This window comes from Streptomyces sp. NPDC048002 (assembly GCF_040653275.1).
Lineage (GTDB): Bacteria > Actinomycetota > Actinomycetes > Streptomycetales > Streptomycetaceae > Streptomyces.
The window spans coordinates 61,885-78,137 of sequence record NZ_JBEZNL010000032.1 but is presented as its reverse complement, the minus strand read 5'-3'; the positions used below and the strand labels follow the sequence as shown (position 1 = coordinate 78,137).

5 protein-coding genes are annotated in these 16,253 nt (G+C 75.2%); 3 read left to right on the top strand and 2 right to left on the bottom strand.

All coding sequences use genetic code 11. The features are described 5' to 3' along the window. Nucleotides 1–14 precede the first annotated feature (14 nt). Nucleotides 15–533 carry an RNA polymerase sigma factor gene (locus AB0E07_RS29875; RefSeq protein ID WP_362258987.1) on the bottom strand — a complete coding sequence of 173 codons (519 nt, stop codon included), beginning with the start codon at nucleotides 531–533 and terminating at the stop codon, nucleotides 15–17. A gap of 42 nt (nucleotides 534–575) precedes the next feature. After that, nucleotides 576–1,877 (bottom strand): condensation domain-containing protein, encoded by a 1,302-nt coding sequence (locus AB0E07_RS29870; protein ID WP_362258984.1) that lies wholly within the window; start codon nucleotides 1,875–1,877, stop codon nucleotides 576–578. A 313-nt stretch (nucleotides 1,878–2,190) separates the two neighbouring features. Here AB0E07_RS29870 and AB0E07_RS29865 point away from each other — a divergent pair, with 313 nt between their 5' ends. The 3 genes from AB0E07_RS29865 to ccrA are packed head-to-tail and all read left to right on the top strand — an operon-like array spanning nucleotide 2,191 to nucleotide 16,200. Further along, nucleotides 2,191–11,034 carry an amino acid adenylation domain-containing protein gene (locus AB0E07_RS29865; protein ID WP_362258981.1) on the top strand — a complete coding sequence of 2,948 codons (8,844 nt, stop codon included), beginning with the start codon at nucleotides 2,191–2,193 and terminating at the stop codon, nucleotides 11,032–11,034. Further along, a complete protein-coding gene (locus AB0E07_RS29860; RefSeq protein WP_362258978.1) occupies nucleotides 11,027–14,968 on the top strand; it encodes an alpha/beta fold hydrolase in 3,942 nt (1,313 codons plus the stop codon). The genes AB0E07_RS29865 and AB0E07_RS29860 overlap by 8 nt, the downstream gene beginning before the upstream one ends. After that, the gene (gene ccrA / locus AB0E07_RS29855; RefSeq protein ID WP_362258975.1) at nucleotides 14,965–16,200 is read left to right on the top strand and encodes a crotonyl-CoA carboxylase/reductase; all 1,236 of its coding nucleotides are present in this window, start codon (nucleotides 14,965–14,967) and stop codon (nucleotides 16,198–16,200) included. Before AB0E07_RS29860 ends, ccrA begins: the two co-directional genes overlap by 4 nt. Nucleotides 16,201–16,253 lie beyond the last annotated feature (53 nt).

Sequence of the window (16,253 nt, the reverse complement as noted above, 5' to 3'; positions counted from 1 at the left end):
CGCCTTCCCCCGGCTCAGGCCGCCGACGGCTGCCATGCCTCCCGGAACCGCAGGCGGGCGCGGTGCAGCCGGGACCGCACCGTGCCCAGCGGCAGGGACAGCACCCGGGCCATCTCCTCCTCGTTCAGCCCGTAGGCGCGCAGCGTGAGGACCTGCCGGTGGGACGGGGAGAGCCGGTCCAGGACGTCGCCGATGTGCACGGCGTCCAGCGGGTTCGTCGCCTGCCCCGGTTCGATCCGCTGGTACGGCACCTCCTCGCCGGCCCGTTTCACGGCGCGCACGGCCTCCCGCAGGGTCACCGAGCGGACCCAGCCGTAGAACGCCGTCGGTTCGCGCAGGGTGCCCAGACCGCGGTAGACGGCGAGCAGCGCGTCCTGCGTGGCGTCGGCGCCGTCGTCGTGCGTGACGGACCGGCACAGCCGGGCGACGTACGGGGTGATCGCGGCCAACAGCTGGTTCATGGCCCGCTCGTCGCCCGCCTGGGCGCGCGGCAGCAGAGCCAGGGGCGTGGGGATGTCGCTGACCTCGTTCATACCGGCGAAGGGCTCCTCACGGTGGCCGGTGCGATGACCGCCTCAGCCCGTCGGCGCGGGGGACGGCTCGGGGGTGCGGTCGGTGAAGGCGGCGAGTGCCGCACCGGTCCCGTCGCGGAAGGCGCGCACGAACCCGGGGCTGAAACAGGCCGTGAAGTAGGGGAACTCGATGGCCAGCCGGCCCTCGAAGGAGACGACGCAGGCCATCACGGGGCTGCGCCCGGCCGCCGGGAAGTAGTGCTCCCGGGCGGGCACCAGCCGGACGTCGACGGCCTGAAGGCCCTCCGGCAGCCGGGGCCCGGGTACCGTCCCCATGTTGGTGGCGATCACCGTCGCGAGTTGCAGCGTGGGGTTGCTGGGGATCTCCGGCGTGATCCGCATCTCCTGGTACGGGCCGTCGCCCTTGACGAACTCGCCGACCCGCGCGTGCACGGTACGGGCCAGCTCGACCGGGTCCGTGTCCGGGGCGACCCGAAGGGTCTGGAGGTGTGTGGTGACCGCGGGCACCATCACCAGGGCGGGGACCGGAGGCGACAGCCGTGAACGCAGGTCGATGGGGGAGAGGCAGCCGAGGGTGCGCGGCTCGTCGCCGGGCAGGTGGCGGCGCGCCGTCGTGAGCAGGGCCGCGGCGACCAGGGCGTGCACCGACACCCCCACCGCGCGGGCGGCGCGGCGCAGCCGCCCGGTGCGCTCCTCGTCCAGGTTCAGGGAACACACCTCGATCCGGGCCTCGCCGCCGGAGGGGTCCGTGACGTCGTAGGGGACCAGCTCCACCGGGTGCCGACGCGCCTCCTCGGCGCGTCGCTCCAGGTAGGCGGCGGTCGCCGCCTCGTCGCCCGGGGGCAGCAGCCGGCTCACCGGCACCGGCCACTCGGGGTCACCGGTGGTGCGGGGCCGCTGTTGCCCGGGTCCGCCCTCGACCAGGGCCCGGTAGCGGTCCCACAGCTCGTTGTGCAGGGCGATGCCGCTGTGCCCGTCGACGACCGTGTGGTCCACCGAGAGCACGAACAGATGGCGGTCGCCCTCCGGGGCGCTCACCAGGACCGCCCGGCTCAGCGGACCGCCGACGGACAGCGGTGTGTTGAGTTCCGCCGAGTGGGCGTCCTCGACCGGGCCGGTACGGGTGTCCAGCCGGGGACGCTCCACCTCGTCGAGCAGGTGCAGCGCGACACCCTCACCGTCCCGCCCGATACGGCTCCGCAGCGAGGGATGCGCGCCGGTGACCGCGTCGAACGCGGCCGACAGCGCCCCGGTGTCGAGACGGCCGCGCAGGGTGCAGGAGAGCACCGCTCTGCTGCGCTGCCCGACGTACAGCGTCTCCACCGGACACAACGCACGGCGCATGACCCAGACCCTCTTTCCGTCGCCCATTCCCGAAACCGGCCGCCTTTTGACAGGGCGGGCCGGCTCGACGTCCTTTCGAGAGTGCACGGCCTGGCGGGTGTGAATCCGTTGCGGGGTCAAACTCTCGTGTTTTCCCTAAAAGTTGCCGTGGGCGCCGCTATCCCGGAACCCGCGTTCTTCAGGGAAACACCTGAATTCCGTCGCGGAGCCCGGTCCTTCCTTGACCGGGTTCGCCGGGCTGTCCCACCGTGAAGCCCGACCGGCAGGTCTCCGCCCGCCGGATCGCTACGGCTTGCTACGTGAGGGTTGTGCCATGTCACTCCACGAGGAGTCCCGTCCCGAAGTCCCGTCCGCCGACCGGTCCGTGGCGCTGTCCGGCGCTCAGGAGGGCCTCTGGTACGCCGGACGGCTCGCCCCCGACAGTGCCGCGTACAACACCGCGGAGGCGGTGGAGATCCACGGCGCCCTGGACACGGCCCTGTTCGAGCGGGCGCTGCGTCAAGCGGTGGCCGAGGCCGGCACGTTCGGCCTGCGCTTCTTCGAGACCGACGACGGCCCCCGCTGCCGGCCGGCGCACGACGCCGGGGACTGGCCGCTGCACCGGGCCGACCTGCGGGGCGCCGCCGACCCCGAGTCCGCCGCCTGGGAGCTGATCCGCGCCGACCTCGCGACCCCGGTGGACACCGACAAGGGACCGCTGTTCGCGCACACCCTCCTCACCCTCGCCGACGACCGGCACATCTGGCTGCTGCGCGCCCATCACATCCTGCTCGACGGCTACAGCTACAAGCTCCTCGGCCGCCGACTCGCCGACCTCCACAACGCGCTGGCCGAGGGCCGCGAACCCGGCCCCGGCACCTTCGAACCGGCCGGCCGGCTCCGCGGGGAGGAGACGGCCTACCTCGCCTCCGAGCACCGCGAGCGCGACCGGGACCACTGGGCCCGGCACCTGGCCGGGCTGCCCGAACCGGCCCGCCTCACCCGCCGTACGGCCGCCGCGCGCGCCCCGTTCCTGCGCCGCACCGCCGAACTCGCCGCCCCGGACGCCGAGGCGCTGTCCGCCGCGGCGAACCGGGCCGGTGTCACCCGCACCGACCTGCTCACCGCCGCCCTGGCCGTCTACCTGCACCGGATGACCGGCGCCGACGACCTGGTGCTCGGCATGGCCACCATGAGCCGGCTCGGCGGTGCCGCGCTGCGCACCCCGGGCACCGCCTCGGACGTGCTGCCCCTGCGCGTGTCCGCCCAACCGGCCACCCCGCTGGCGGAGTTCGCGCGCTCGGTGGCCGGCGAACTGGCCTCGCTCCGCCGCCACCAGCGGTACCGGGGCGAGTCCATCCGTCGCGACCTCGGACTGCTCGGCACCGGGCGCCGCCTGTACGGGCCGGTGCTGAACGTCGTCCCCTTCACCGAGGAACTGGACTTCGCCGGCAGCGCGGCCCGGTGGCACCACCTCTCCGGCGGGGCCGTCGACGACCTCCAGGTCAGTGTCCGGCCCGGCACCCGCCCCGGCACCCTCTGGCTCGCCCTCGACGCCAACCCCGCCCTGTACGAGGAGGACGAACTCGCCCTCCACCGCGACCGGTTCGTCCTGCTGCTGCGGCGACTGGCCGAGGCCGGGCCCACCGCGACGCTCGCCGACCTCGACCTGCTGCTGCCCGGCGAGCACCCCGGGGACGCGCCGGTGCGTGAACTCCCGGCCGCCGCCACGCTCACCGAGCTTTTCGAACGGCAGGCGAACTCCCGGCCGGACCGGATCGCCGTCACCCACGAGGGCGGCCACCTCACGTACGGCCGGCTCAACGAGGACGCCAACCGCGCCGCCCGGCTGCTCCTGGAGCACGGCGCGGGACCGGGCCGGGTGGTGGCCCTCGCGCTGCCCCGCGGCCCCCGGCTGCTGCCGACCCTGCTCGCGGTCCTCAAGACCGGCGCCGCCTACCTCCCGCTGGACCCCGGTCACCCGGTCCAGCGGCTGCGCCAGGTCATGGCCGACGCGGCGCCCGTCCTCCTGGTCACCGAGGCCGCCCTCGCCGGGCAACTCGTCGGGGACACACCCACCCTCGACCTGCGGAGCGACGACACCCGCACCCTCGTCCTGGACGGCACCCCCACCCTCGTCCTGGACGACCCGGCCACCGAAGCCGCCCTCGCCGGCCGTCCGGCCGCCGACCTGACCGACACCGACCGGGGCGGACCGACCGGTCCGGCGGACACCGCGTACATCATCCACACCTCCGGCTCCACCGGCCGCCCCAAGGGCGTACCCGTCCCGCACGCGGCCGTGGTGCGGCTGTTCGCCGCCACGGCCCACCACTTCGACTTCGACGCCGACGACGTGTGGACCCTCTTCCACTCCTACGCCTTCGACTTCTCCGTCTGGGAGATCTGGGGCGCCCTGCTGCACGGCGGCCGCCTCGTCGTGGTGCCGTACGCCGTCAGCCGCTCCCCGCGGGACTTTCTGCGGCTGCTGCACGAAGAGGGTGTGACCGTCCTGAGTCAGACGCCGTCCGCCTTCGGGCAACTCGTCGACGCGGACGCGGAGTCGGCGGACGCCGACGGGAGGCCGACCGCCGGGGCGCTGCGGTACGTCGTCCTCGGCGGGGAGGCGCTCCGCCCGGAACTCCTGCGACCGTGGACCGCACGGCACGGCCTCGACCGGCCCGCCCTGGTGAACATGTACGGCATCACCGAGACCACGGTGCACGTCACCCACCACCGCCTCACCCCGGCCGACCTCACCGACCCGCGGCGCGCCGACGTCATCGGCACCCCGCTCACCGACCTCCGCGTCCACCTCCTGGACGCGGACCGCAGGCCCGTGCCGCCGGGCGCCGTCGGCGAGATGTACATCGCGGGCGGCGGTGTGGCCCCCGGGTACCTGAACCGGCCCGAACTCACCGCCGAACGGTTCCTGGACGACCCCTACGGCCCGCCCGGCGGACGGATGTACCGCTCCGGCGACCTCGCCCGGCGCCGCGCCGACGGCACCCTCGACTACCTCGGCCGCGCCGACCAGCAGATCCAGCTGCGCGGGTTCCGGATCGAACCCGGCGAGATCGAGGCCGTCCTCGCCCGGCACCCCGGTGTCGCCCGCGCCGCCGTCGTCCTACGGGAGGCCGACGGCGGCGCCCGACAGCTCATCGCCTATACCGTGGCGACCGGTGAACAGCCGCCCACGGCGGCGGAGTTGCGCTCCCACACGGCCGCGCACCTGCCCGAGCACATGGTCCCCGCCGCCTGCGTCCCGGTGGACGCGCTGCCGCTGACCGCCAACGGCAAACTGGACACCGACGCGCTGCCCGCACCGGACTTCGGCGAGGAGGCGGCCGGAGGGCGCCCCGCGAACGCCGAACAGGCCCTGGTGTGCCACCTGTTCGAGACCGTGCTGAAACTGCCCCCGGACACCGTGGGCGTCGACGCCGACTTCTTCGCCCTGGGCGGCGACTCGTTGCTCGCCACCCGGCTGCTGGCCGCACTGCGCCACGAGTCCGGCACCGACGTCCCCATCACCGCCCTGTTCACCGCACCGACCCCCGCCGCGCTCGCCGGGCTCCTCGACGGGCGTCCCGGCACCGCACCCGCCCGGCCCGCGCTCGGCTCGCTGCCGCGCCCCGGACGCCTCCCGCTGTCCTACGCCCAGGAACGCATGTGGGTCCTGAACCGGCTGGACGGCGCGACAGCGACGTACAACATCCCCCTGGTCGTCCCGCTCGGTGCCGAGACCGACGACGCGGCGCTGCGGGCCGCGCTCGGTGATCTCACCGACCGGCACGAGAGCCTGCGCACGGTGATCGCCACCGCCGACGACGGCACCCCCCACCAGCGGATCCTTCCGCCCGGCGAGGCACACCCGAGTCTGCGCGCCGTCGACTGCCCGGTCGAGGAGATCGGCGCGCACGTGCGCGCGGCCTCCCGGCACCATTTCGACCTGACCGCCGAAACACCCCTGCGCGCCTGGCTGTTCGGCACCGGCGAGCAGCGCGTCCTGCTGCTCGTCCTGCACCACAGCGCCGCCGACGGCTGGTCCCTGCGCCCCCTCGCCGACGACCTCGGCACGGCCTACGCGGCGCGGCGCGCGGGAACCGCACCGGCCTGGGAGGCGCTCCCGGCGCAGTACGCGGACCACGCGCTGTGGCAGCGCGCCCTGCTCACCCCCGGCCCCGAAGGCGGCGGCGAGGCCGAACGGCTCACCGCCCACTGGCGGGAGGCACTGGCCGGAGCACCCGAGGAGTGCACCCTGCCCGGCGACCGGCCACGGCCTGCCGCACCGCGCGACGGCGCCCATGTCACCGAGCGCGTCGACCCCGGCCTGCACCGGGACCTGACCGGCCTCGCCGAACGCGAGGGCGCCAGCCTCTTCATGGTGCTGCACGCCGCCGTCGCCGCCCTGCTCGCCCGCTGCGGCGCCGGTGAGGACATCGTCCTGGGCGTCCCCGTCGCCGGGCGCTCCGAACCGGGCCTGGACGATCTGATCGGGCTGGTCGCCAACACCCTGGTCCTGCGCGCCGACACCTCCGGCGACCCCGCCTTCCGGGAACTGCTGGCCCGCGTCCGCCGGGACGACCTGGCCGCGCTCGACCACCGCGAACTGCCCTTCGACCGGCTCGTGGACGAACTCAACCCGGACCGCGTGCCCGGCCGGCACCCGCTGTTCCAGGTCATGCTCGCCCTCCAGAACAACGAACCCGCCGTGCTGCGCCTCGACGGACGGGTGTTCCCGCTTCGGCCCACCGCCACCGGCACCGCCAAGGTCGACCTGTTCGTGGACGTCCTCGAACGCCACGCCCCGGACGGCACCCCCGACGGCCTCGACCTGCACATCGAGTACGCCACCGACCTCTACGACCCGGCCACCGCGGCGGAGTTCGCCCGCGCCCTGGCCCGGCTGCTGGCCGCTGTGTCCGCCGACCCGGACACGAGCCTCGGCCGCCTGCCCGCGCCCCCTCCGAGGGCCGCCGCCGAGGACCGTACGCCCGACATCGACGGCCTGGCCGAGGCGGCCCGCTCCGTGCCCGGCGTGCGCGACGCCGTCGCGCTGCCCGCGGCCGACGGCGGCGCGCCCCGGCTGTTCGTGGTGCCGGGCCGCGCGAACGCCGCCGAGAGCGTCGAACGGCTGCTGGGACACACCGGACCCGGAAGCGGACCCGGCACCGGACCCGGAGGCGGCACCGGCATCGGTATCGGCACCGATCCCATAGCCGGTACCACCACGAGCACCGGCCCAGCCACCGCCCCCGGCCGCCTCACCGCCGTCAACGCGCTGCCCCGCACCCCCGACGGCAGCCTCGACACGGCCGCCCTCGACGCCCTGCCGGTGGTCGACCGCACCGCCGCCGCCGACTGGCGGGACCGTCTCACCCGGGTCGCCGGTGTCGCCGCCGCCGAGTCCGCCGTGGAGGACATCCCGGAGGAACCGGTCCGGCGGCACGTCGGCGCGCCGCGCCGCGCCCAGGAGACGGCGCCGCCGTCGACCGGCCCCGCCGCGGCCGAGCGCCCGCCGGCCCTCAGCGAGGGACCCGAGCTGACCGAACCCTCCGTGTCCAGTTGGGCGGAGGCCCTGCTCCGCGCCGCCGAGCGCGGCCTGGGCGACATCGTGCACGTCCGCGGCGACGGCGGCGAGACCCGCCGTGACTACGCCTCCCTCGTCCCCGAGGCCTCCCGGGTTCTCGCCGGACTGCGCCGCGCCGGACTGCGCCCCGGCGACCAGGTGATCCTCCAGTGCGACGACAGCGAGGACTTCCTCGCCGTGCTGTGGGGCTGCGTCCTCGGCGGCTTCACCGCCGTACCGTTGACCGTCCCCGCCTCCTACGACAATCCGTCCGCCGCCCTCACCAAACTGGAGGGCATCTGGCGGATGCTCGGCCGCCCCCGTGTCGTGTGCTCGCCCGCCCTCGAAGCGGGACTGCGCGGCGCCGCCGTCCGGCGGAACTGGGACGGCCTGAGCCTGACCACCGCCGCCGCGCTCCGCGACGCCCCCGAGGACCGCGACTGGTACGCCCCCGCACCGGACGACATCATCCTGATGCTGATGACCTCCGGCAGCACCGGGCTGCCCAAGGCCGTGCGGCTCACCCACCGCAATGTGCTCACCCGCTCCGCCGCGACCGAGACCCTGAACGGACTCGGCGTCGACGACGTCACCCTGAACTGGATCCCCCTCGACCACGTCACCGGCGTCGTCATGTTCCACCTGCGGGACGTCTACCTCGGCTGCCGGCAGATCCACGCGCCGACCTCCTGGATCCTCCAGGACCCGACCCGCTGGACCGAACTCGCCCACCGCCACCGGGTCACCGTCACCTGGGCCCCCAACTTCGCGTTCGGGCTCCTCGCCGAGCAGGCCGACCGCTTCCGGGACCGCGACTGGGACCTGAGCCCGATGCGGCTGGTGATGAACGCGGGCGAGGTCGTCGCGGCCTCCTCCGCCCGCGCCTTCCTGCACACCCTGCGGCCCTTCGGACTGCCCCAGGACGTGATGCACCCCGGCTGGGGCATGTCCGAGACCTGCTCGGTGGTGACCGACGCGGTCCTGCCCGCCGAACCGCCCGGCACCGACGAGACGTTCGTCAGCTGCGGCCTGCCCTACCCCGGGTTCGCCATGCGCGTCGTGGGCGAGGACAGCGCCGTGCTGTCCGAGGGCGACGTCGGACGGCTCCAGGTCCGCGGCACCTCCGTGACCGGCGGCTACCACGACAACCCGGCCGCGAACGCCGAGGCGTTCACCGAGGACGGCTGGTTCGACACCGGCGACCTCGCGTTCCTGCGCCACGGTGAACTCTTCATCACCGGCCGCGCCAAGGACGTCATCATCGTCAACGGCGTCAACCACTACAGCCACGAGATCGAGGCGTGCGTCGAGGAACTGCCCACCGTAGTCCGCAGCTTCACCGCGGCGTGCGCGGTCCGTACCGACCCGGCGGCGGGCACCGACGAACTCGCGCTCTTCGTCCACCTGGCCCCCGGAACCGACCCGGCCGCCGCCCTGCGGGGCATCGCGGGCAAGGTCACCCGCGAGATCGGCGTCAGCCCCGCCTTCCTCGTGCCGGTCGGCCCCGGCGACATCCCCAAGACCGAGATCGGCAAGATCCAGCGGACCAAGCTGCGCAAGAGCTTCGAGGCGGGCGCGTTCGACGCGGCCGTCCGGGAGTCCCAACTGCTGCTCGGCACCGACGCCACCCTGCCCGACTGGTTCCTGCGGACCGAGTGGCGGCCCGTCGCCCCGCACCCCCCTCGCGCCCTGCCGCCCGGCCGGCACACCCTGGTCCTGGCCGGCGCCGACCCCCGCGTCCACGAGACCGCCGACCGCCTGGCCCGGTCGCTGCGCGCCGACGGCGACCGTTGCACCGTCGTCACGGACGGACCGGCGTACACCCGCCACGACGCCGCCCGCTACCGGATCAGGCCCGCCGAGGACGCCGACCACACCGCGCTGCTGCGGGACCTGGACGCCGACGGCCGGCCGGTCGACGCCGTCGTCCACCTCACCGCGCCGTACGACGGCGATCCCGCCCGGTCCGACGGCGATCCCGCCCGGTCCGACGGCGAGCCGGCCCTGGACGACGGCGAGCCCGCGCCGGACGACGCGAGCGCCCGCACCCTGCTCGCCCTCGGCCGGGCCCTCGGCGCCCGGCCGACGCACCTCCTGCACGTGACGGTGGCCGCCCAGGCCGTCCTGGACGGTGAACTGCCGTCCCCGGCCGAGGCGATGGCCGGCGCGGTCCTCAAGTCGCTGCGGGAGGAGGCCCCGGGGCTCGCCTGCGTCCACCTGGACCTCGACCGGGACGCCGACCCGGTACCGCTCGTCCGGGCGGAAGCGGCACAGCCGCCGGTGGACGTCGAGGTGGCCCACCGGGACGGACGCCGCTTCGCGCGCCGGCTGGCCGCGCTGCCGGAGACACCGCACCGCGTGCGGCCGCCGGCCGGCGAGGGCTTCCACCTGATCAGCGGCGGACTGGGCGGAGTGGGCACCGAACTCGCCGCCCACCTGATGCGCACCCCGGGCACCCGGCTGCTGCTCCTCGGCCGCGGCGCGCCCGGCGACCACCGGCTGTCGGACTCGCCGGACGTGCGGTACGCCCGCGCGGACGTCACCGACGAGGAGCAGGTCCGGGACGCGGTGGACGCCGCCGCGAAGGACTGGGGCGTACCCCTGGTGTCGGTCTGGCATCTGGCCGGTGCCCTGGTCGAGCGGCCGGCCGGCGAACTGGACGCCGACACCTGGCGGTCGGCGCTCGCCGCCAAGGTCAGGGGCGCCTGGACCCTGCACCGGATCGCCGCCGACCATCCGGTCACCTCGTTCGTGCTGTTCTCCTCGGTCAACGGCTGGTTCGGCGGCGCCCTGAACACCGCCTACGCCGCGGCCAACGCCGGTCTCGACGCGCTCGCCGTCCACCGGCGCGCCCGGGGTCTGCCCGCGCAGAGCCTGGCCTGGAGCATGTGGCACGAGCGGGGCATGAGCGAGGGCTACCGGCTCGCCGCGCTCACCGAGGCCCGCGGCTACCGGGTGCTGGACATCCCGGCCGCGCTCCGCTCGCTCGATTTCGCCCGCACCCTGGACGAACCCCACCTCCTGATCGGCGCCGACCGCACCGCCCCCTGGGTCCGCAGCCATGTCGCCGAACCGGTGCGCGGGGTAAGGCGGTTGGCCGGACGCGTCACCCTGGAGGACGGCGCGGACATCGCCACCCTGCACCGGGCCGCGACCGACGCCGCGAGCGCCGCCCCCTGGGTGCTGAGCGCCGTCGGCAGCGCGCAGCAGCCTGCGGCGAACGGGGCCGAGGAGCGCCTGCATGCCCTGGAACAGCGGCTCGCCGCACTGTGGTGCGAGGTCCTGGGCCGCGACCGGGTGGGCCGGGACGACAACTTCTTCGACCTGGGCGGCAACTCCCTGCGCCTGGTCACCGCGCACACGGTCGTCAACCGGGCGTTCGGCACCGACCTGACCGTGGTCGACCTCTTCGCCCACCCCACCGTGCGCGACCTGGCCCGCCACCTCGCCGCCCGGACCCCGGCGCCAGACGGAGCGAGCGACGAGGACGGCGCGGGGGAGCCGCCACCACCGAGCGGGCTGGACCGCGCCAGGGAACAGGCACGACGACAGCGCGAGGCACGGGTCCGCCGCTCCCCGCGGAACGGAAAGGGCCGAGGCCATGCGTGAGCACGACCAGCCGGACGGCATCGAGGCGGAGCAGGCGCCGGCCGTCGCCGTCATCGGCATGGCCGGACGGTTCCCCGACGCCGACGACCTGGACGCCTTCTGGGACAACCTCGCGGCCGGCCACGACTCGGTACGCCCCGTCACCGACGAGGAGTTCCTCGCCGCCGGGGGCGACCCGCGCGACCTCGCCGACCCGGCGCTCGTCCGCATGGTCGCCGTCGTCGAGGGCATCGACCGCTTCGACGCCGGCTTCTTCGGCTGGACCCCCGCCGAGGCGGCCGTCGTCGACCCGCAGCAACGCCTGCTGCTGGAGACCGCCCACCACGCCCTGGAGGACGCGGGCCTGCTCGCCCCCGGCGCCGACGGCGGCATCTTCGGCGTGTACGCGGGCGCCGGCGACAGCCGCTACTACCCCGCCCACCTCCACCCCCGCTACGCCGGACAGCCCGGCTCGGTCGAGCTGGTGCACGCGGCCACCGCCAACTCGCTCGGCACGCTCGCCACCCGCGTCTCCTACGAACTGGGGCTGACCGGCCCGAGCGTGTCCCTTCAGACGGCCTGCTCCACCGCGCTCGTCGCCGTGCACACCGCCTGCCAGGACCTCCTCGACCACCGTTGCGACACCGCCCTCGCCGCCGCCGTCTCCCTCAACCCCTCGGCATCGCTGGGCTACCGCCACGTACCCGACGGGCCGTTCTCACCGGACGGACGCTGCCGGGCGTTCGCCGCGGACGCCGCCGGCACCTGCTCCGGGGACGGCGTCGGCGCGGTCGTCCTCAAACGGCTGGCGGACGCGCTGGCCGACGGCGACCCGGTCCGGGCCGTCATCAGGGGCAGCGCCGTCAACAACGACGGGCGGCGCAAGGTCGGCTTCAGCGCGCCGAGTTCCGCCGGGCAGACCGAGGTCGTGCTCGCCGCGCAGGCCGAGGCGATGGTGGACGCCGGCACCATCGAGTTCGTCGAGGCGCACGGCACCGCGACCCGTCTCGGCGACCCCATCGAGGTCGCCGCGCTCACCGAGGCCTTCCGTCAGTCCACCGACCGGCGCGGCCACTGCGCGCTCGGCTCGGTGAAGACCAACATCGGCCACCTGGGCGCGGCGGCCGGCATCGCCGGGCTCATCAAGGCCGTCCTCGCCCTCGAACACCGGCAGATCCCGCCCAGCCTGCACTTCGACCGCCCCAACCCGCTCATCGACTTCGCGGCGAGCCCCTTCCGGGTCCCGACCGCCCTGGAGGACTGGCCCGCCGCCGACCACCCCCGGCGGGCCGCGGTCAGCGCCTTCGGGGTCGGCGGCACCAACGCCCACGTCGTCCTGGAGGAGGCACCGCCCTCCGCGGCCCACGACGCCCCACCGCGCGAAGCCGAGGGCACAGGCCGGCTGCCGCGCGAAGCCGAAGGCACAGGCCGGCTGCTGTTGCCGCTGTCGGCCCGCACGGCCGGCGCCCTGCGCGGCCAGGCCGAGGCACTCGCCCGCCACCTCGAACGGCGGCCCGAGCTGCGCCTGGACGACATCGCGCACACCCTGCGCGTCGCCCGCCCCACCCGGCGCCACCGCCTGGCCGTCACCGCCGCCTCCCGCGCCGAGGCCCTGTCCGCCCTGCGCGCCGCGGCCCCCGCCACCCCGCCCGTGCCGGACGAGCCCGCCCGGGTCGCGTTCCTGCTGCCCGGCGGCGGCACCCAGTACCCCGGCATGGGCGCGGAGCTCTACCGCGACGACGCCGTCTACCGCGACGCCGTCGACACATGCGCCCGCATCCTGCGCCCCGTCCTCGGCCCCGACCCGCGCACCGCCCTGCTCGACGCGGCGCCGACGGATCACCTCCCCACCTTCCTCGGCCTGGTCGTCACCGAGTACGCCCTCGCCCGCACCCTGATGGCCGCCGGGGTCCGCCCGGACGCGATGATCGGCCACTCCCTCGGCGAGTACACGGCGGCCTGCCTGGCCGGGGTCATCGACCTCGCCGACATGCTGCCCCTGGTGGCCGAGCGGATCCGGCTGATCGGCGACGCCGGCGGGGCGACCGTCTCGGTGGCGGCCCCGGCCGAGGACGTCCTGCCGCTGCTCGGTGCCGAGCTGTCGCTGGCCGCGGTGAACGGACCGGCCGCCTGCACCGTCGCCGGGTACGACGACGCCGTGGCGCGCTTCGAGCGGGAACTCGCCCGCCGGGACGTCCCGTTCCGCCGGGTGCGCATCCCGGCCGCCGCCCACTCCCACGTCCTGGACCCGGTGCTGGAGACGTACGGCAAGCACCTGCGCGCGGTCACCCTGCGCCCGCCCCGCATCCCGTTCGTCACCAACGTCACCGGCACCTGGATCACCGACGCCGAGGCGACGTCCGTGGGGCACTGGCTCGACCACACGCGCCGCACCGTGTGCTTCGCCGACGGCATCAACGCCCTGTGGGAGGAAGGGCGTCCGGTGCTGGTGGAGATCGGACCCGCGGACACCCTGGTGAAGCTGGCGGCCGCCGGGCTGGCCCCGGAGACACCGGTGACGGTCACCACCATGCGCCACGCCAAGGCGGACGCCGCCGACGGATTCGTCCTCGCCGAGGCGCTCGGCCGGCTCTGGAGCGCGGGAGTGGACTCCGCGCTCGCCCCGGTGCCGGGTACCCCGCGCACGGTTCCGCTGCCGCCGTACGCCTTCGAACGGCAGCGGCACTGGATCGACGCCCCCGGCGCCCGCACCACCGCGCCCGGCGACACCGTCCAGGCCGGGCCGGTCCTCGCGCCCCGGCCCCGGCTCGGCACCGAGCACCTGCCGCCGCGCACCGAAGCCGAACGGACCGTCGTACGGCTGTGGGAGGAGACCCTCGGCATCGGCGGCATCGGCCTGCACGACAACTTCTTCGACCTCGGCGGCGACTCCCTGCGCGCCGTGCTCCTCGCGGGCCGGCTCCGCCGCGACGGCGTCCTCGACGTGCCCGCCGCCGCGCTGATCGCCGCCCCGACCGTCGCAGGGATCCTCACGACCGGCACCGGCACCGGCACCGGCACCGGCACCGGCACGGACATGGGCGGGGACACGGGTACCGGCGGCGCCGCGAGCGGCCTCGCGCCGCTGCTGCCCCTGCGCCCCGAGGGCGGCGCCGCACCACTGTTCTGCGTACACCCCGGCGCCGGCGTGGCCTGGCGCTACACCGGCCTGCTGCCCCATCTGGGCGGCGACCAGCCGGTGTACGGCATCCAGGCCGCCGGCCTCGACGGCAGCGGGCCGCCCGCGCCGGACGCCGCCGCCATGGTCGCCTCCTACGTCGACCTGGTCCGCGCCACCCGGCCGCACGGCCCGTACCGGCTGCTCGGCTGGTCGTACGGCGGTTTCGTCGCGCACGCCATGGCCCGCGCCCTCCAGGAGCGGGGTGAGCGCGTGGAGTTGCTGGCCATGCTGGACGCCCCGCAGCCGTACGGCAGTGCCTACGACGCCGAGGCGGCCGAACGCCAGGTGGCGGCCCTGCTGACCAGGGTGGCCGGCCTGTCCGTGGAACCCGACGCCGGACCGGCGGACGTGGCGGCCGTGCTGGACCGGATCGGCGCCAAGGTCGCGGCGGATCCGGCCGGTTCACCCGTCACCCGCGCCCAGGCCGCCGCCGTCGCCGACGTGATGCGCAACAACCTGCGTCTCGCTCCCGGGTTCGAGCCCGGCCCGTTCGACGGCGACGTGCTGTTCTTCAGCGCGGACGACGAGCCGGTCACGGACGCGGCGGGCGACCTCGCGGTGGCTCCGGGCAAGGCCGACGCCTGGCGGCCCCATGTACGGGGGACGCTGCACGACCACCGAGTGCCGTGCGGGCACTACGAGATGACCGAACCCGAGCCGCTCGCCCTGATCGGCGCCGTCGTCGCCGAGGCGCTGCGCGCCACCTCCGACTCCCCAGCGTCCGTACCCCCACCGCCCCCAGCGGGCACCGACCGTCCAGGAGAACCCCAATGACCGAGACCGCGCCCCAGGACCTCTACGAACTCGGCGACGCGCCCGAACTCGGCCTCGCACCACGGAAGATGTACGCCTCGGTGATCCGCAGGGAGCGCTACGGACAGCCCGTCGACGCCTTCCGCACCGAGGTGGTCGACGTGCCCCCGGTGCGCCGCGGCCAGGTCCTGGTCAAGGTGATGGCGGCCGGCGTCAACTACAACAACGTCTGGGCCGCGCTGGGCCAGCCGCTCGACGTGATCGCCGCCCGGCAGAAGGCCGGGTCGACCGAGGACTTCCACATCGGGGGCTCCGATCTGTCCGGGATCGTCTGGGCCGTCGGCGAGGACGTCAGCGGCGTCCGGCTCGGCGACGAGGTCGTCGTGCTCGCCAACCGCTGGGACGAGTCGGCCGAGGACATCCGCCTCGGCGGCGACCCGGCCTCCTCCACCAGCCAGCGGGTGTGGGGCTACGAGGAGAACTACGGCTCCTTCGCCCAGTTCGCCGTCGTGGACGACTACATGTGCCACCCCAAGCCCGCCCGGCTGTCCTGGGCCGCGGCGGCCTGCTACATGGCGACCGCGGCCACCGCCTACCGGCAGCTGTTCGGCTGGGACCCGCACACCGTCCGGCCCGGCGACCCGGTCCTGATCTGGGGCGGCGCGGGCGGCCTCGGCAGCATCGCCATCCAGCTCGTCCGGCACGTCGGCGGCATCCCGGTCGCCGTCGTCTCCAGCGAGGAGCGCGGCGAGTTCTGCGTGCGGCTCGGCGCCAAGGGCTGGATCGACCGCCGGGACTTCGACCACTGGGGCCGGATGCCCGACACCACCGACGAGGAGGCGATGAGCCGCTGGCTGTCCGGGGCGCGCGCCTTCGGACGCCGCTTCTGGGAGGTGCTGGGCGAACGCCGCAGTCCGCGGATCGTGCTGGAGCACTCCGGCGCGGACACCATCCCCACCTCCCTCTACCTGTGCGACAGCGCGGGCATGGTCGTCATCTGCGGCGGTACCACCGGCTACAACGGCGACATCGACCTGCGGTTCCTGTGGATGCGGCAGAAGCGCCTCCAGGGCTCGCACGGCGCCAGCGCCCGTGAGGCCCGCGAGATCACCCGGCTGATCGACCAGGGCGCCATCGTGCCCTGCCTCTCCCGCACTCTCGGGTTCGAGGAGATCGGCCTGGCCCACCAGCTCATCCACGACAACGAGCACCCGGCGGGGAACATGGCGGTGCTGGTCAACGCCTCGGAGTAGCGGGCGGAAGCGCGAAGCCCCTGCCCTGGAGGTCCGGCTGTCCGGCGGTCCGG

What these genes read in the sequence shown, in the direction of transcription:
- AB0E07_RS29865 (WP_362258981.1), top strand. Translation starts at nt 2,191, where the DNA reads ATGTCACTCCACGAGGAGTCCCGTCCCGAAGTCCCGTCCGCCGACCGG.
- AB0E07_RS29870 (WP_362258984.1), bottom strand. Translation starts at nt 1,877, where the DNA reads ATGCGCCGTGCGTTGTGTCCGGTGGAGACGCTGTACGTCGGGCAGCGC.
- AB0E07_RS29875 (WP_362258987.1), bottom strand. Translation starts at nt 533, where the DNA reads ATGAACGAGGTCAGCGACATCCCCACGCCCCTGGCTCTGCTGCCGCGC.
- AB0E07_RS29860 (WP_362258978.1), top strand. Translation starts at nt 11,027, where the DNA reads ATGCGTGAGCACGACCAGCCGGACGGCATCGAGGCGGAGCAGGCGCCG.
- ccrA (WP_362258975.1), top strand. Translation starts at nt 14,965, where the DNA reads ATGACCGAGACCGCGCCCCAGGACCTCTACGAACTCGGCGACGCGCCC.